The organism is Pseudoalteromonas maricaloris (assembly GCF_024746855.1).
Lineage (GTDB): Bacteria > Pseudomonadota > Gammaproteobacteria > Enterobacterales > Alteromonadaceae > Pseudoalteromonas > Pseudoalteromonas maricaloris.
This window is the reverse complement of record NZ_CP024625.1, coordinates 2,789,900-2,807,609: the sequence shown is the minus strand read 5'-3', so window position 1 is coordinate 2,807,609 and position 17,710 is coordinate 2,789,900. Positions and strand designations below refer to the sequence as shown.

The window sequence follows — 17,710 nt, the reverse complement described above, 5'->3', positions numbered from 1 at the left end:
TATGTGGTTATATCTCTATTTTCCTATGCTGCAACTAGAGGGAATGACAAAGCAAACGGTTTCCGGTGATTTTGTTACACCCGTTGTTATTATTGATGGCCGCAAAAACCAGATAGTGCAGTTAAATGATGCAGCGCAGCAGCGAGGTATAAAAATAGGAATGGGCCTTGGGACTGCTTGTGCATTGTGTACACAGCTTCATGTTTTGCCCTACGACGACTTGCTAGAAAGACAGCAGCTATTAGAAATTGCCAATATGCTTTATCAAGTAAGTGCAGATATTGTAATCGATGAACCTAATGGCCTTGTGCTTAAAGTCGATTCTATGCTGTCGCTCTATCATGATTTGCCAAGTTACTGGCAAGTAATATCTGGACAATTAGCGCAGCTTGGCAAGAGTTATTATTACGGCATGGGTGAGTCCACAATAATGGCTAAACTCTTGGCGCGAGAGTATTGCAATGCGCTTGTGTTAACTCCGTGCCAAAAGCGTCATTACTTGGGGAAAATAGGACTAACACGTACAAGTCTAGACAGTCGGGTGGTTGAGCTGCTTGCTCGCACCGGAGTTAAAAACGTGGCGCAGTTAGAGCTGTTTGCACTCAGTGAGCTGGCTAAACGTTTTGATACTGAACTCGTACATTATGTCGGCTGCTTGTTTGGAAAACTAAAGGAAACCCTTAACTATTACCAACCTGCGGAAACCTTTGAGCTTACTGCACCTTTACTTTACGAAGTCGAAGTAATGGCTTGGTTAGAAAAGCCAATCGAGCATTTGCTATCGCGTTTAGCATTATTCCTACAGCAACGTAACTTAGTAACTCGAACGCTTTATTTTACCTTAGCACTTCGAGATAAAGAGGCTTTAGAGATCACATTAAACAGCGCGGAGCCTGAATATAAGGCAGAAAATTGGCAGCGCCTGTTAAACCTCAAGCTAGAATCCATAACCTTAGATGCACCCGTACAAAGTGTTTCACTCAAAGCTGATGCACTAGAAACGCAGCATGTCACAATAAAAGATCTCTTCTCAACGCAGCAAAGTGCGATGTCTGCGCAAGGACTGCGGGCTATTCTATGTGCTAAGCTCGGTGAGCAGGCTGTGCAATATCTACAACTTACAGGCGATCCTCGTCCTGAAAAGGCCAGCACTTATAGCCACGAGCCACATTTCACGACACTCAAGAGTAAATTAAGACCTACCATTCTATTTCCGAAGCCACAGCCTTTATGTGAAAGAGTCAATATTATTTCTGGTCCAGAGCGTATCGCTTCGGGGTGGTGGGACGGTGAGCCGGTCCAGCGAGACTATTTTATTGTACAAAATGAACAAGCGCAGCGGTTATGGGTATTTCGAGAGCAAAATAATCATTGGTATATTCATGGAGTATTTAGCTAATGTCTTATGCCGAGCTTTTTTGCCAGAGCAACTTTTCGTTTTTGACTGGCGCATCGCGACCAGAAGAGTTGGTCAAACAAGCAGATTTTTTAGGTTATAGCGCAATAGCCATTACTGACGAATGCTCTTTGGCTGGTATTGTCCGTGCCCATGCTTACATTCGTGATCATAAACTCAAGATAAAACTGATAGTTGGGAGTTTGCTAAAGTACAACAATATTGAATTGGTTGCTCTTTGTCCTTGCCAGCTCGCTTATACAGAGTTATGTCGAGTGATCAGTAATGCTCGCCAGCGAACGGAGAAGGGACAATATCAGCTTAGTGAGTGGGATATTATGTCGCTTAAGCATGTTTTATTGTTGTGGTTGCCAAAGGGGAACAATCAAGATGTTCAAGCATTGCAATGGCTGTGTAAATACCACCAAAATAGAATATGGATTGGCTACCGACGTAACTTGAGTGCAGAAGATGTACATTACTTTACCCATTGTGTAAAGCTGTCAAAAGCGTACCAAATACCTATTTGCGCTGTTGGCGGGGTGCTTATGCACTGTTCATCTAGGCTTGCGCTACAGCATACACTGACAGCCATTCGACAGAATCGTGTGATAAGCGAGATCCCTGAGAAAATGATTAGTAATAGCGAGTCGGCACTTAGAGCTATCTCTAAGCTTAATAAGTTGTTTTCACCTACCTTTCTTGAAGAAAGTGTCAATATCGCGAAGCGATGTGTATTTAATTTAGACGCATTGCATTATCAGTATCCTCAGGAGTTAGTGCCTACAGGATTTACTCCAATGGCTTATTTACGTGCGTTGGTCGAAAAGGGTAAGCAAGTTCGCTTTTCTGATGGCGTGCCGCCAGATATAGAAGCCATTATTGATAAAGAGCTAGCGCTTATTGAAGCGCTTGATTATCCGTTTTTCTTTATCACTATTCATGACATTGTGATGTATGCAAAACAGCATCAAATCTTATACCAAGGGCGAGGCTCAGCCGCTAACTCTGTGGTCTGCTATTGCTTAGAGATAACCGCGGTTGACCCTCGGCAAGTGGGTGTATTGTTCGAGCGTTTTATTAGTAAAGAGCGTAATGAGCCACCCGATATAGATGTGGATTTTGAACACCAACGTCGTGAAGAGGTGATCCAATATATCTACAAGAAATATGGCCGTAAACGCGCAGCATTAGCAGCAACGGTGATCACGTATCGTTTAAAAAGTGCCATGCGTGATGTTGGCAAAGCCTTGGGCATTGAAATGGCGCAAATAGAGTACTTTATTAAGCATCTCAATCGCCGTGATAAAGGACTTAACTGGCAGGCCCAATTAGTGGAGCTAGGGTTAGAGCCAAACTCATTAAAAGGTCAGCACTTTATTCAGTTGGTTAATGACATTATGGGGTTTCCAAGGCATTTATCGCAGCATGTTGGTGGTTTTGTTATCTCAGAAAGTCCATTACATGAATTAGTGCCCGTAGAAAATGCAGCTATGCCAGAGCGCACAATTATTCAATGGGATAAAGATGACCTTGAAACCCTTAAGTTACTCAAAGTCGATATCTTGGCCTTGGGTATGCTAAGCGCTATCCGTAAGTGCTTTGGTTATATTGCAGCGCATACGAAGCGAAACCTGGATCTTGCCCAATTGACTCGTATGCAAGACGACCCTTTGGTCTATAAGATGTTGCAAAAAGGGGATAGTGTTGGCGTGTTTCAAGTAGAGTCTCGCGCACAAATGAGTATGTTGCCAAGGCTGAAACCCGCGAATTACTACGACTTAGTGATCCAAATAGCAATTGTACGTCCCGGCCCTATTCAAGGGGATATGGTGCATCCATTTTTAAAGCGACGGGATGGTGAAGAGCAAGTGACTTATCCATCCGAAGCGGTTAAATCGGTATTAGAGAGGACCATGGGGGTTCCCATTTTCCAAGAACAAGTAATAAAACTGGCTATGGTTGCAGCTGGGTTCACTGGAGGAGAAGCAGATAGCCTACGCCGAGCCATGGCATCATGGAAGAAAACCGGAGAGCTGATGCAGTTTAGAGAAAAGCTTATTCGAGGTATGCTGGCTCGGGGCTATGAAGCACAATTTGCTGAGCGGATTTTTGAGCAGATCTGCGGTTTTGGTGAATATGGCTTTCCTGAAAGCCACTCAGCTTCTTTTGCTGTGCTGGCTTATGCCTCTGCGTGGTTGAAATACTACTACCCCGCAATGTTTTATACCGCTCTACTTAATAGTTTACCAATGGGGTTTTATTCGGCTTCACAGCTGTTGCAAGATGCATCAAGGCATAAGGTTAGCATTTTACCTATCTGTGTTAACCAGTCCGATTACGAACATCAAGTCGTACAAGAGCCAAGACAAGCAACGTTTGCGATCCGTTTAGGACTTCGGCTTATAAAAGGGTTAAGTGAAGAAGAAGCACTGCAATTATTACAATGCAGACCTCAAGAGGGGTTTGGTAAAATCGTGCAGTTACAACAAGCTGGTATTACCAACAGTACTATTGAAAAGTTGATTTCCGCAGATGCTTTACATCACTTTGTGGATAGCCGTTATGCTGCTAGGTGGTCGCTTGCAGATCACAGTAAAACCTTGCCACTATTCAGTGATATTGAAGAGAAAGAGTCGCAATATAGTCACTTTAGCGCCACAGAGTTCGAAAACTTACAGGAAGATTATAATAGCACTAAGGTCTCTTTACGCACTCACCCAATCAAGCAACTTGAGCAAGCAAAGCTTATAGTCCGAACGGTTAAGGCTAATGAACTGCTTTATCGACCGCATAAATCGTTAGTAACAGTGATAGGATTGGTGACAGGGAAGCAAGCCCCGGGTACCGCAAAAGGCGTGACTTTTTTTACTTTGGAAGACGAAACAGGCAACATCAATGTGATTGTGTGGTCTGGTACTGCTCGAGCACAAAAACAAGCCTATATGGGCTCACAGCTATTAGAAATAAAGGGTATAGTAGAGAAAGAGGGTGAAGTGGTACATGTTATTGCTGGTAGGTTAATCGATAGAAGTGAGTTGTTAGAAGCGATGATAATTAAGGCTCGCGCTTTTCATTAATTATACTACGACAGAGCCGAAGTTCGTTGATTCACGGTGATATTGTGTAGCTCTAGATTATTTTTAATGGTTAACTAAGGGTTTTAACTTTTTGTTTGTTCTGTTACTTTAATGGGGCCTTAGGTTGGCTAAGGGAAACGTAAAAGGATATTATTGTGAAAAAATTATCACTTAAAGTTGCAAAATTAAAAAACCTATCGACTGATAAGCAAATTCCAAAAGCACAAACGCCTCACATTGGAGGTGGAACAGGTGTGGTAAAGGATCCGATTACAGATAACTGTACTAAAATTTGTACTTCAGCATGTAGCTGGCGTGGCTGTAATTAACTAATCTGCCTAACAAAGTAAAATGCCTCAATAATGAGGCATTTTTAGTGAAGTTCTAACCGCTTATTAACTCCATCATGGCCGCTATAAAGCCTTCTTGCTTGATTATTTGGTACTTTTGACAGGTGTCTGGGTTTTTCAAATCGTGGCATAGGTATAGTGTATTGCGCTCAAGCGCTGGCTTTGGATGTAAATTTGAGTCAAATAGCACAGGATCAATACCAGGAAGACCCGGCCAATATACACTACTAGCCACAAGTCCTAATTTCTCATAAGTAATCAGTTGTGGTTTTGGCAAGACAACAAATAGTATTCCAATGACTGCAAGAGTTATCCACTTACCTTTTCCCTTAGGTCTATCATTATCTGTAGCAGTTTGTGCTTGCTGTGCTTGTGCGGTTTGCTGAGCCTTCATCGCTGCAATTTGTTGTGGTGATGGTCGACGGTTTTTTGTTGTACTAGTGCGTTTCTTTTGGTTGGACTGTACTTGACCTAAAAGCGATTGTTTTTTTGATGGTTTTGCCATGCTTTAAGTAGCCTTTTAGTTGCAGGTCTCTATAATGCTTCTATGCTAAGTATAATAGCTTATTTTTACACTACAGCCTACGGGAAAGGACTATGGATCAAAATATCTCTATTTTAATCGTCGATGATGTAGGGACAGTTCGCAGCTTTTTACATCAAACCTTAATGCACTTAGGCATTGATCATGTAAGAGAAGCCTCCACTGCAACGCAGTGTGTAAAGTCATGTGAAGAGCAACATTTTGATATTGTCTTTTTAGATATTGAGCTGCCCGATGGTGATGGTAAAGAGTTAATTGCAACCCTAAATGAAATAAACCCGAATATTAATGTCGTTATGGTGTCGGCACACTCAACGGTAGACAATGTTAAAGATGCTATTGAGCGTGGTGCTAAAGGTTTTGTTGTTAAGCCATTTTCGCCGAAGAAAATCGCGGCTATGCTGAAGAAGTTTTACCCAGATTTAGAATTGGTTTAAAACGGCACTGATTTTATCTTTTGATACCAAAGTATATAAATTACAGACATAAAAAAACCGACATAATGTCGGTTTTTTCAATCCAGCAACAAATTAAAGTGCTTTGATCTTAGCAACTAAACGGCTCTTATGACGAGCAGCTTTGTTTTTGTGGATTAGACCTTTAGTTGCGTAACGGTCTAGGATAGGTGCAGCAACAGCGAATGCTTGAGTTGCAGCTTCTTTATCACCAGCTTCAATTGCAGCGATTACTTTTTTGAAGTATGTACGCATCATTGAACGACGGCTTGCGTTGTGCTTACGACGCTTTTCGCTAGTGATAGCGCGTTTTTTTGCAGACTTGATGTTAGCCAAGGTTTGCTCCTAACAATCTTAAAATAAGCTTAATTTAAAGGCCGAGGAATATGCCTGTTTTAATCGCAAAAGTCAATATAAATTAACAAGCGCGGCCTAATGTTCAACACCCAAGACTCGACTTGGGCTATTCTCAATTCTTAACCTGTACAAATCAAAACGTTGCTATGCGACATTTTTACTTTTATAGCAGGCAAGTAAACCCGTAATATCCCAAGTTGCACTAATAATTTGCAAAGCGTGGCTTCACAAAGTGCCTTGAAAATCTCAGGTCTGAACCAAAGTAAACAGTCAAATTTCACAAGGTGAAACAGGCCTACCAAGGTTAATGGCGCGTATTGTATCAAAGCTGAAAGGGCACGCCTAGTGCTAAATGCACAACGACTGTGGCATAATCTGCCGCGATTCACTGAATTTAGGAGTTAAGGTGGCAAAAGGGTTATTTAAATCGGGTATGATTGTCAGTGCCATGACTATGATTTCGCGGGTTCTGGGGCTAGTTCGAGATGCCGTCGTGGCAAACCTATTAGGCGCAGGATTGGCCGCCGATGTCTTTTTATTCGCCAACCGGATCCCTAATTTTTTACGTAGGTTATTTGCAGAAGGCGCGTTTGCTCAGGCGTTTGTTCCTGTACTTTCAGAAATTAAAGAAAAGCATGGAGACGATAGAGTAAGATTATTCGTTGCACAAGCCGCTGGGACACTCGGGACCGTATTACTTATTGTTACTATTTTAGGGGTGATAGGCTCGCCTGTGATCGCCGCATTATTTGGCACAAGCTGGTTTCTCGACTGGTGGCAAGGTGGTGCAGATGCCGAAAAATTTGTGCTTGCAAGCGCACTATTAAAGCTCACTTTTCCTTACTTATTTTTTGTTTCATTAGTTGCACTTAGCGGTGCGGTACTGAATGTTTATAATCGCTTTGCCGCAGCGGCCTTTACGCCAGTTTTACTCAACGTGTCGATTATTGGCTGCGCTATTTTTCTCCATGATAAGTTTGCACAAGGTGCGTACGCTCTAGCACTCGGTGTATTTATTGGTGGTATTGTTCAACTATTATTCCAGATCCCATTCTTGCTGCGCTTAAAAGTCTTGAGTCGCCCTCAATTTGCATGGCGAAGCCCTGAAATAACCAAAGTCAGAACATTAATGATCCCTGCATTATTTGGTGTTTCTGTTAGCCAAATTAACTTACTACTGGACACCGTCATTGCCTCTTTTCTCGTGACGGGATCGATTGCTTGGCTTTATTATTCAGACAGATTAATTGAATTTCCACTCGGCCTATTTGGTATCGGTATTGCGACCGTGATACTGCCTGCACTTTCTAAATTACACGCAGGAGAAAAAAGTGAAGATTTTCAGAAAACTCTAGATTGGGGTGTCCGTTTTGTCATCTTCTTGGGGTTACCTGCGATGCTAGGGCTGATGGTGACAAGCCCACTTATCATTTCTGTATTATTTGGCCATGGTGAGTTTGTTTCTCAAAATGCAGACAATATAGAAAAAGTCAGCTTAGGTGTTGCTGCATATTCCGTCGGTTTGCTAAGTTTTATGCTAATAAAAGTGCTCGCTCCGGGGTTTTATGCGAGACAAGACATAAAAACGCCAGTTCGTATAGGTATCATTTCGATGGTACTGAATATGGTGTTTAATCTGCTTTTAGCTCCTTTTATTGGCTATATCGGCCTTGCATTAGCAACTTCATTGTCAGCGTCATGTAACGCATTTTTACTTTATCGACATTTGTCAAAGCAAGGGGTGTATCAGCTAAGCACATTTTCGTTTGGCTTTACTTTAAGGTGCTTTATTTCAGCGGTTGTGATGGCTGTATGTGTATACTTTCTCGGCGCACGCTTTGAATGGCTAGAGTGGGGACTGATGGAGCAGGTGCTATTACTTTGCGGATTATTAGTAACTGCGATGGTGAGCTATTTTAGTTTACTATTTATACTAGGGGTAAGATTGAGCACAATCCGAGATGCTTGATTCGCATTTTTAAGCAACTTGGGTATAATCGGGCTCTTTGATATTTGCTGCACAAAGGCACGGCACTATGCAACTAATCCGAGGGATCCATAATATTCGACCACATCATTTTGGTTGTGTGTTGACGATTGGAAACTTTGACGGGGTTCATCTTGGACATGTAGAGGTTTTGAAGGGGCTGATTAGCGACGCAAAACACTATCAACTTCCAAGTACAGTGATGTTATTTGAACCGCAGCCCTTGGAGTTTTTTGCCAAAGATAAAGCACCGGCTAGGCTGACGCGATTACGTGATAAGCTAGTCCTGTTGCAAGAGCTTGGCATAGAGCGAGTCATTTGCGTCAACTTTAATCGCAAGTTTGCCTCGCAAGATGCAGAGCAATTTATCAAAGAAGTCCTAGTGACAAAGCTTGGAACCAAGGCGCTCACGGTCGGCGATGACTTTCGTTTTGGCCGTGAACGTGCTGGTGATTTTGCAATGCTAAAACGAGTGGGCGAACCGCTAGGTATGCAAGTAAAAGACACGGCAAGTTTTCGCAAGCAAGATTGTCGTGTAAGTAGCACATTGATCCGCACGGCACTTGCGGCTGGTGATTTGCGTCAAGCACATGATATGTTGGGCCATACCTATGCCATTTCAGGCCGTGTTATTCACGGTTGGAAGAAAGGCAGAGAGCTTGGTTTCCATACTGCAAATATTGCCTTAAAACGCCAAGTGAGCCCTGTGCGCGGTGTGTATGCGGTCAAAGCGACTGTGAATCACAAAACACATTATGGTGTAGCAAATGTTGGCACTAAGCCAACCCTAAACGGAACGAAAGCCCTTTTAGAGGTGCATCTGTTTAATTTTAATGAGACCATCTACGGTCAGTTTATGAAAGTGGAGCTAATTGAAAAGCTTCGCGATGAGCAAAAATTCGAAACATTGTCGCAGTTAACAGAACAAATCAGTCGTGATGTTAGCAATGCAAAACAGTGTTTTTCTTTAACGTAGCCGATACGGAAAGTAGGATAAATGAGCGACTACAAACATACTTTAAATCTACCGGAAACTGAGTTTCCGATGCGTGGTAATTTGGCGCAACGCGAACCAAAGATGCTGAAAAAATGGTATGAAGAAGACCTATACGGTCAAATTCGCATTGCGAAAAAAGGTAAAAAGCCATTTATTTTGCATGACGGTCCTCCGTATGCAAATGGTGATATTCACCTAGGTCACTCAGTAAACAAAATCCTAAAAGATATTATTATTAAGTCAAAAACGCTTTCTGATTTTGATGCGCCTTATGTACCTGGTTGGGACTGTCATGGTCTTCCAATTGAGCTACAAGTGGAAAAGAAAGTAGGCAAACCAGGTAAGAAAGTATCGGCTGCTGAATTCCGTGAAAAGTGCCGCGACTATGCTAAAAAGCAAGTTGATGGCCAAAAAACAGATTTCAAACGCCTTGGTGTGTTAGGTGACTGGGATAAGCCATACTTAACCATGAACTTTGATTTTGAAGCCAATGCTATTCGTGTGCTTGGTCGTATTATCAAAAATGGTCACCTGCACAAAGGTGCAAAGCCAGTTCACTGGTGTACGGATTGTGGTTCAGCACTTGCAGAAGCAGAAGTTGAATACCAAGACAAACAATCGCCAGCAATCGACGTAAAGTTTGTGTTTGCTGATCAAGCGGCAATCATTAGTGCGTTTGGCTTGGCCGAAGGCCATGAAGGCAAAGGCGAAGTAAGTACCGCAATTTGGACTACAACGCCTTGGACATTGCCTGCAAACCGCGCCGTGGCAGTACACGGTGCGCTAGAGTATGCACTGGTACAAATTGAAGATGAAGGTCAAGAGCAGCGTATTGTGCTTGGTTCTGAATTAGTCAAAGACGCTGTTGATCGTTTTGGATTCAAGCACTTCCACGTACTAGGTTACGCGAAAGGCGCTGCGCTTGAGAATCTGCGCGTTGCACACCCATTCTTAGATTTCGATGTGCCTGTTATTTTAGGTGAGCACGTAACAACAGACTCAGGTACTGGTATCGTTCACACAGCACCTGGTCACGGTCAAGAAGACTTTGCAGCGGGTCAGGCTTACGGTCTAGAAGTTGCAAACCCGGTTGGTGCAAATGGTGTTTATCTACCAGATACGCCGATTTTTGCAGGTCAGCACGTACTTAAAGCAAATGACAGCATCATTGAGTTATTAACTGAGAAAGGTGTGTTGTTCCGCCATAAGGCATTAACGCATAGTTATCCGCATTGCTGGCGTCACAAAACTCCTATTATTTTCCGTGCGACGCCACAATGGTTCGTCAGCATGGATCAGGCTAACCTACGTGCTGATTCACTGAATGAAATCAAAAAGACAGAATGGTTACCAGAGTGGGGTGAAAGCCGCATCGCAAACATGGTTGAAGGTCGCCCTGACTGGTGTATTTCACGTCAGCGTACTTGGGGTGTACCAATCGCGTTATTTGTCGATAAAGACACTGGCAGCCTACATCCTGAAACGGAAGCCCTTATTGAAGCCGTTGCTAAATTAGTGGAAGAAAAGGGTATTCAGGCGTGGTACGACTTAGAGCCTAGCGTGCTGTTAAGTGAAGCAGATGCTCAACAGTACGTAAAAGTACAAGATACACTAGACGTATGGTTTGACTCAGGTGTAACACATGCTTGTGTTGTTGATGCACGCGAAGATTTAACAGGTCCTGCAGATCTTTACCTTGAAGGCTCGGATCAGCACCGTGGTTGGTTTATGTCATCAATGATGACTTCAGTTGCTATCAACGGCCATGCACCATATAAGCAAGTGTTAACGCACGGCTTCACGGTCGATGAAAAAGGCCATAAGATGTCTAAGTCATTAGGCAACGTGATCTCGCCGCAAGACATTATGAACAAGCTAGGCGCAGATATTTTACGTTTATGGGTAGCTTCTACTGATTATTCGGCTGAAATGACCGTGTCAGATGAAATCTTTAAGCGCTCAGCTGACCGTTATCGTCGTATTCGTAACACAAGTCGTTACCTACTTGCGAACCTAAGCGGCTTCGATCCAAAAACGGATTTAGTAGCAATTGAAGATATGGTTGAGCTAGATCGCTGGATTGTTGCGCGTGCTGCGCAGCTACAATCTGAGATCAAAACAGCGTACGACAAGTACCAAATGCTTCAAGTAACACAAAAGCTGATGAACTTCTGTACTGGTGAATTGGGCTCGTTCTATCTAGACGTTATCAAAGACCGTCAGTACACCGCGAAAAGTGATAGCCATGCCCGTCGTTCTTGTCAATCAGCGCTTTATCATATCGCTGAAGCGATGACACGTTGGATGGCGCCAATCATGAGCTTTACTGCACAAGAAATCTGGGAAGTATTACCAGGTGAGCGCGGCCAGTTTGTATTCACGGATACTTGGTATGATGCAATTGAAGGGGCGACAGAAGGTTCGTTGAATAACGAATACTGGCAAAACCTACTGGCAGTGCGTGATGAAGTAAACCGTGTACTCGAGAATGCACGTAAAGAAGAAGTGATCGGTGCGACGCTACAGGCTGAAGTAACGCTATATACTGGCGGTGACTTAGCTGAGCAGCTCAATGCCATTGGCGACGAATTGCGCTTCGTTTTACTGACTTCAAAAGCAACGGTAGAAGTAGTCAACAGCAAACCAGAAAATGCCATTTCATCAGAAATTGATGGTTTATACATTAGTGTAGCGGCAACATCGGCTAAAAAGTGTGATCGTTGTTGGCACTATACCGACGACGTAGGTACGGATGAGCAACATGCAGACATCTGTGGCCGTTGTATTAGTAACGTTGAAGGTGACGGCGAGCAACGTCAATTCGCCTAGGAGTAAAACGTGACACAAACTACACAGAAAAGTGGTCTGGTGTGGTTGTGGCTTAGTCTACTGCTTTTTGCAGTAGACTACTTCACCAAAGCACTGGTTATGGCTGAAATGGAACTCTATGAGTCCATTGATATTTTGCCTATTTTCAATCTCACCTATATGCATAACTATGGTGCGGCTTTTAGCTTCCTAAGTGAAGCAGGTGGCTGGCAGCGTTACTTTTTAAGTGGTATCGCCGTGGCGATTAGCACTTTACTGATTTTTTGGCTACGTAAATTGCCGGCATCAAATTGGAAGTTGGGATTGGCCTATGCAATGGTATTAGGTGGTGCTGTAGGAAATTTATACGACCGTATCATTCATGGTTACGTGATTGACTTCCTACATTTCTATTATCAGGATTGGCATTATCCAGCGTTTAATGTGGCAGACATGGCGATTGTCGGCGGTGCTGCACTATTAATTTTCGATGCCTTTACCAGTGGCGATAAACCACAGGAGAAAAATGCGTGAGTGAGCAACTAATTGGAGCAAAGTCTGAAGTCTTGTTCCATTTTTCAATCAAGTTATCAGACGGTTCAGCAGCAGATTCTACCAAAGTTCATAATAAACCCGCTAAGCTATTTATGGGTGATGGCAGCCTGACGGAAAATTTTGAAAAGTGTTTGCTTGGGTTAAAAGCAGGCGATGAAAAATCTTTTGAGCTAGAGCCAGAAGACGCGTTTGGACAACCAAACCCTGATAACATCTATTATGTTGATAGAAGCAAGTTTGGTGCAGAAACCCCCGCTCAAGTAGGTAGCATCATTGCATTTACGCAACCTGATGGTACTGACTTACCTGGATTGATCCGAGAAGTAGCCGGCGACTCGGTAACTGTCGATTTCAATCACCCGCTTGCAGGCCAAAAAGTAACGTTTGAAGTTGAAATTCTTGAGGTAAATAACTAATGGATATCTTGCTGGCAAACCCGAGAGGATTCTGTGCAGGTGTAGATAGAGCGATCAGCATTGTTGAGCGTGCACTCGATATTTTCGAAGCGCCTATTTACGTTCGCCATGAAGTTGTTCATAACAAATACGTTGTTGATGGCCTGAAGTCTCGTGGTGCGGTATTCGTTGAAGAGCTAAATGAAGTGCCAGACGACAGTATTGTTATTTTCAGCGCGCATGGTGTTTCTCAGCAAGTACGCAATGAAGCGAAGCGCCGAGAGTTAAAAGTCTTTGATGCAACTTGTCCGTTAGTGACAAAGGTGCATATGGAAGTGACGCGTGCTAGCCGCAGAGGTACTGAGTGTATTTTGATTGGGCACCATGGGCACCCTGAAGTTGAGGGTACTATGGGTCAGTATGACAATCCGAATGGTGGTATTTATCTCGTTGAAAAACCAGAGGATGTAGCAGCACTCGAAGTGAAAGATGCTGACAATGTGTTCTATTGCAGTCAAACAACATTATCGGTAGATGACACTGCGGATGTAATTGACGCACTGCGTAGCAAGTTTCCGAACATCAGTGGTCCTCGAAAAGATGATATTTGTTATGCTACGCAAAACCGCCAAGATGCAGTTCGCGACTTAGCGGACAAAGTTGATTTATTGCTTGTGGTGGGTGCGAAAAATAGTTCTAACTCTAACCGCTTAAGAGAACTTGCGGATAAAATGGGCACTAAGGCATTTCTTATCGATGATGCCTCTTCCATCGAAGAAACTTGGTTCGATGGGGTTGCAAAGGTAGGTGTAACTGCCGGCGCATCTGCACCTGAAGTGTTGGTTCAACAGGTTATCACTCGACTTAAAGAACTTGGTGGGGAAACGGTAGTTGAGAACCCTGGACAAGAAGAAAATGTCGTGTTTGCCGTACCAGTAGAACTCAGATAAGAGAGTTAGCACGATGACACCGCGTATCAGGTTGTTGTCTGCACTATTGAGTGAGCGAGGTGTGCTAGCATTGCTAGTTGCCTCGCAAATCCTAGCCTTTTTATATACGCTGATTTCCGCGACTGCGTTTTGGCAATCCCTTGGATTAAGCAGCTTATTTATTCATTTCACTGCCTTTTTATCACTTGCCGTGATAGCGATTGTGCGCCACGCTGTTGAGAAGCGCTCAGATCTAGTTGAAGCAGGTATTCTCATTTCTGTCTTCGTGCTTTGTACTGTTGTCACTAGTACGGCTTTTCCCTATGGTTTTACACTGCTCGGTTGGATTGATGAGGCAAAAATTGAATTGAGCTTATGGCGTAACATCGCAATATGTCTTTGCATTATCACACTTTTCGCGCATTTCTTAGCTATCTTTACCGATAATATTCGTAAGGTGAAAGCGCTATCTCAAGCGGAGCTTGAAGCGTTACATGCGAGAATTCGGCCGCACTTTTTATATAACTCACTCAATACCGTGGCCGAATTGACTCATATCGATCCAAATGCAGCAGAAAAGTCAGCATTAGCCCTTGCCGATTTATCTCGCGCTGCGATGTCCACACAAAATATTGTTCCGCTGGAAAGTGAAATATCTTTATGCAAAGCGTATTTAGCACTTGAGCAGTGGCGCTTTGCAGAGCGTTTGAGGGTAGAGTGGGAGTTAGACAATGTCTTGGGAGATGTTTTGATCCCTGCGTTGATATTACAGCCATTGGTGGAGAACGCGGTTAGCCATGGGGTAGAGCCAAACCCAAATGGAGCGGATATTCGTATTTATATTCACTGTAGTAAACGCACCTTAGCGGTGGTAATTTTTAACAGCTATGACGCAAAATTAAAGCCGACGCACCAAGGACATGGCATTGGGATAAGTAACATCAGACGCCGCTTGGCTTTACACTACAATCAGCCCATTGATTTTAAAACTGAAGCCAGTCAAGATAGCTATACCGTCAGTTTTTCGCTACCGCTATGAAAACAGTAATATCTTACCTTATTGTGGATGATGAGCCGTTGGCAAGAGCTCGCGTTAAGCGATTAATGCAAAAGCACGTAGGCTTTCGTTGTATCGGTGAAGTTGACTGCGCTGACGGTGTGGAAGCGCTACTAAAGCAGGAGTCTGTGCAGCTAATTTTTCTTGATATTTCGATGCCGGGTCAGTCAGGTGTTGAGCTTGCGAGCCAATTACGCCTGCAATTTCCGAGGATGAAAATCGTGTTTCTAACAGCGCATCCGGAATATGCGTTAGAAGCATTTGAACTGCACGCCAATGGTTATCTAGTGAAGCCACTAGATAGTGATAAGCTAGATGCTTTATTAACTACTATCTTTCCGAGTATGGAGACGCTAGGCTATTACGTTGGCAGTGAGTTGCGTTACGTTCAGGTTTCGGATGTTATTGTTGCCGAGGCGGATGAAAAATATACGCGAGTAACCTTGAATTCCGGCCTACAAGCACTAATTGACATATCACTCAAGTCACTGTTAGATAAGTTTCCAACACATTTTATTCAAATCCATCGCAGTACATTAGTTAAGCGAACAGAAATTTCTGCTTTAGAACTACATGAACAAAAGCACTACGTTTGCCTCAAGTCGCTGCCCAATCGCTATGAAGTTAGCCGTAGAGCTTACACCCAACTAAAAACATTATTTTGAGTGTTAAGCGGTGAATAAACCGTTTATCGCCTCAATAGACCTTTCATACTATCCCATATTGAGTTTCAAAGACGACGGCTTACACTGAGGCTAGGACAATTGAATTCTGGTTGAGATATGCATATTTCGCTAAAGCAACATGGCTTCACACTGTTAGAAGTGCTTATTGCGTTTATGATTTTAAGCTTTGGACTGCTTGGTGCTGTGGCATTACAAGCAAAAGCTAAACAAGCAAGTTTTGATTCTATGCAGCGAGCCGCTGCGGTAGAGCTTGCCAGTGACATCATGCACAGAATAAGAACAAATGATGCGGCAAATATAACCACACTTTACGATGTTGACTTTAATAGCACCGAAGATGTACAGGCAAACACCACGTGTTATACACAGCGCTGTAATGCAGAAACGCTTGCGAAAACAGATATTGCTAATTGGCGTCAAGCGATAAGAGCAAGGGAAAATACGGGTTCGTTGGATAACGCGATTGTGTGTATTAATCCAACCGCAGGTGCCACTCCATCTGGGGTAAATGTGCAGGTTATTGTCACTTGGCGAGGGCGTCAGGCAATGACCGCTTTGGAAAATAATCCAGCAGCCGGGTGTGGTGTTGAAGACGATAGACGGCGTGCAGTTGTAATGGAAACTTTTGTCTTGTTAAGGAGTCAGCCGTGAACAAAATCCGAGGTTTTACATTGTTAGAACTCATGATCGCCATGTTTATCGGCGTATTGTTGTTAGGCGGCGTCATTGCTACTTATGTCGGTATGAAAGCGACGACCAACGACACCATGAGTATTGGAGAGCTACAAGAGAAAGGACGTTTAGCGCTTTCCATTATGCGGCGGGATATCGAGCAAGTTGGCTTTTGGGGGACTTTTTACGATCAAGGTTTCACGGATGATAATCAAGCCGCTCCAGCTAACCCAGGAAGTGACTGCTCTGGTGGGATAAACAATGGTAGTTTTCCGAACAATGAGCCTGCTAATTTCAGGCCTATTTGGGCAACATTCACAACAAATGCAACGGCAATGGGATGCATAACTAAAGCTCGACCACAATCAGAAGTGTTACAGGTGAAGTTTCTGGAAGGGAGTCCTGTAGAGGTAACAGGTCTTGTGCCAGACGCAGGTGCTATCCAATCAACTAGGTATTATTTTATTGCACAGCAAGAGCAAGCCGAATTTATTGCAGGTGGCAATGTTGGCAACATGCCAAGCGTGAATGCGACACTTTGGCCATATAGTCACCATGTATATTATGTGAGTGAAGAGCAGCAGGTAATTAATAATCGTACTATTACTATCCCCGTTCTAAGAAGGCAAAGGCTACATGTAAACGGTGGTATGAAGGATGAATTAGTGATCGAAGGCGTTGAACAAATTCGTTTTGTTTTTGGTTTAGATACCAATTTTGACGGCCGAGTGGATAGATATAGAAATACAACAAATATGTCCGATGCTGACTGGGGCGCTACAAGAGGCATCTTATCCCTACAGCTGTTTGTATTGGTAAGGGTGCTAGAACCGGATGTTGACTTTGGGGTACAGTCGCGATCTTACGTATTAGGGAATGACCCTAATAAAAGGACGTTGACTTATAACGATGCCATTAGACGTACCGTATTTTCAACCACAATATCAATGTACAACATGGGAGGCTCAGCATGGGAAATGTAAAGCAACGGGGTGTAGTACTGATCATGGCGATGGTCATGGTAGTCGCCATAATGGCGGTTGCAGTAACGTTAATGAGTACCAGTACGTTGGATATAAAAATGACCCATGCCGTCATGGAACGAGAAGAAGCTGAAAGCTTACTCTTTGGTGAAATGCAAAGATTAATTCAGCAAGAGCAGCCGCGTCCGGACAATATTTTTTTGCGTTCAAGGCAGCAGTTAGCAGACGAAGGCACAACAGTACAAACGCCTAATGGCCTACAAGCCACTGTGACTAACCTAAATAATGGTGAGCTAGAGCTGTTTTGTCCACGTCAATACGACTATACAGAGGGGTTTGTGTGCAACATGACGGAAGTCGAAGCCACTGTGGAATATGGTGATAGGGGACGTCACAACGTCACCATAGTGATGGGAATTGGTCAGGAAATTGTGAGCGTTTCAAATTAACAGCCTTTTT

Annotated in this window: 17 protein-coding genes; 15 read left to right on the top strand and 2 right to left on the bottom strand. The window is 43.4% G+C overall.

The genetic code is table 11. From position 1 onward, the window contains the following. The first annotated feature begins 1 nt into the window (after position 1). From CTT31_RS12315 to CTT31_RS12305, 3 genes are all read left to right on the top strand, one after another. On the top strand, positions 2-1,399 hold the full coding sequence (locus tag CTT31_RS12315) for a Y-family DNA polymerase (protein ID WP_260491357.1): 1,398 nt from the start codon (positions 2-4) through the stop codon (positions 1,397-1,399). Beyond that, positions 1,399-4,476, top strand: coding sequence for an error-prone DNA polymerase (locus CTT31_RS12310; RefSeq protein ID WP_260491356.1), 3,078 nt, complete (start codon positions 1,399-1,401; stop codon positions 4,474-4,476). Before CTT31_RS12315 ends, CTT31_RS12310 begins: the two co-directional genes overlap by 1 nt. Positions 4,477-4,631: 155 nt before the next feature. Further along, positions 4,632-4,805, top strand: coding sequence for a hypothetical protein (locus tag CTT31_RS12305; RefSeq protein WP_175401314.1), 174 nt, complete (start codon positions 4,632-4,634; stop codon positions 4,803-4,805). Positions 4,806-4,860: 55 nt separating this feature from the next. Here CTT31_RS12305 and CTT31_RS12300 read toward each other — a convergent pair whose 3' ends face one another. Further along, on the bottom strand, positions 4,861-5,331 hold the full coding sequence (locus tag CTT31_RS12300) for a hypothetical protein (protein WP_039496944.1): 471 nt from the start codon (positions 5,329-5,331) through the stop codon (positions 4,861-4,863). A 92-nt stretch (positions 5,332-5,423) separates the two neighbouring features. Here CTT31_RS12300 and CTT31_RS12295 point away from each other — a divergent pair, with 92 nt between their 5' ends. Beyond that, complete coding sequence (locus CTT31_RS12295; RefSeq protein ID WP_010370975.1) at positions 5,424-5,807, top strand: response regulator; 384 nt, start codon at positions 5,424-5,426, stop codon at positions 5,805-5,807. A 93-nt stretch (positions 5,808-5,900) separates the two neighbouring features. Here the strand turns inward: CTT31_RS12295 and rpsT are convergent, their stop codons facing one another. Further along, entirely contained in the window at positions 5,901-6,161 is a 261-nt protein-coding gene (rpsT, locus tag CTT31_RS12290) for a 30S ribosomal protein S20 (protein ID WP_010370978.1), read from the bottom strand. Between the two features lie 427 nt (positions 6,162-6,588). Between rpsT and murJ the strand changes: the two genes are divergently transcribed. The 11 genes from murJ to CTT31_RS12235 all read left to right on the top strand — a co-directional run bounded on the left by murJ (position 6,589) and on the right by CTT31_RS12235 (position 17,700). Next, positions 6,589-8,151 (top strand): murein biosynthesis integral membrane protein MurJ, encoded by a 1,563-nt coding sequence (gene murJ / locus CTT31_RS12285; protein WP_260491355.1) that lies wholly within the window; start codon positions 6,589-6,591, stop codon positions 8,149-8,151. A 67-nt stretch (positions 8,152-8,218) separates the two neighbouring features. After that, positions 8,219-9,145 carry a bifunctional riboflavin kinase/FAD synthetase gene (gene ribF, locus CTT31_RS12280; protein WP_010370985.1) on the top strand — a complete coding sequence of 309 codons (927 nt, stop codon included), beginning with the start codon at positions 8,219-8,221 and terminating at the stop codon, positions 9,143-9,145. Between the two features lie 21 nt (positions 9,146-9,166). After that, positions 9,167-11,995, top strand: a complete 2,829-nt coding sequence (gene ileS / locus CTT31_RS12275; RefSeq protein WP_260491354.1) for an isoleucine--tRNA ligase — start codon at positions 9,167-9,169, stop codon at positions 11,993-11,995. A 9-nt stretch (positions 11,996-12,004) separates the two neighbouring features. Beyond that, complete coding sequence (gene lspA / locus CTT31_RS12270; RefSeq protein WP_039496949.1) at positions 12,005-12,508, top strand: signal peptidase II; 504 nt, start codon at positions 12,005-12,007, stop codon at positions 12,506-12,508. After that, on the top strand, positions 12,505-12,945 hold the full coding sequence (gene fkpB / locus CTT31_RS12265; protein ID WP_010370993.1) for an FKBP-type peptidyl-prolyl cis-trans isomerase: 441 nt from the start codon (positions 12,505-12,507) through the stop codon (positions 12,943-12,945). The genes lspA and fkpB overlap by 4 nt, the downstream gene beginning before the upstream one ends. Further along, positions 12,945-13,874, top strand: a complete 930-nt coding sequence (ispH, locus tag CTT31_RS12260; protein WP_039496951.1) for a 4-hydroxy-3-methylbut-2-enyl diphosphate reductase — start codon at positions 12,945-12,947, stop codon at positions 13,872-13,874. The genes fkpB and ispH overlap by 1 nt, the downstream gene beginning before the upstream one ends. Positions 13,875-13,887: 13 nt before the next feature. Further along, positions 13,888-14,892 (top strand): sensor histidine kinase, encoded by a 1,005-nt coding sequence (locus tag CTT31_RS12255; RefSeq protein ID WP_211858053.1) that lies wholly within the window; start codon positions 13,888-13,890, stop codon positions 14,890-14,892. Then, entirely contained in the window at positions 14,889-15,575 is a 687-nt protein-coding gene (locus tag CTT31_RS12250) for a LytR/AlgR family response regulator transcription factor (RefSeq protein WP_211858051.1), read from the top strand. The genes CTT31_RS12255 and CTT31_RS12250 overlap by 4 nt, the downstream gene beginning before the upstream one ends. A 117-nt stretch (positions 15,576-15,692) precedes the next feature. Continuing rightward, positions 15,693-16,247 (top strand): type IV pilus modification protein PilV, encoded by a 555-nt coding sequence (pilV, locus tag CTT31_RS12245; protein WP_045990204.1) that lies wholly within the window; start codon positions 15,693-15,695, stop codon positions 16,245-16,247. Then, positions 16,244-17,251, top strand: coding sequence for a PilW family protein (locus tag CTT31_RS12240; protein WP_130125991.1), 1,008 nt, complete (start codon positions 16,244-16,246; stop codon positions 17,249-17,251). Before pilV ends, CTT31_RS12240 begins: the two co-directional genes overlap by 4 nt. After that, positions 17,239-17,700 carry a type IV fimbrial biogenesis protein PilX gene (locus CTT31_RS12235; protein ID WP_039496960.1) on the top strand — a complete coding sequence of 154 codons (462 nt, stop codon included), beginning with the start codon at positions 17,239-17,241 and terminating at the stop codon, positions 17,698-17,700. The genes CTT31_RS12240 and CTT31_RS12235 overlap by 13 nt, the downstream gene beginning before the upstream one ends. The last annotated feature ends 10 nt before the right edge of the window (positions 17,701-17,710 follow it).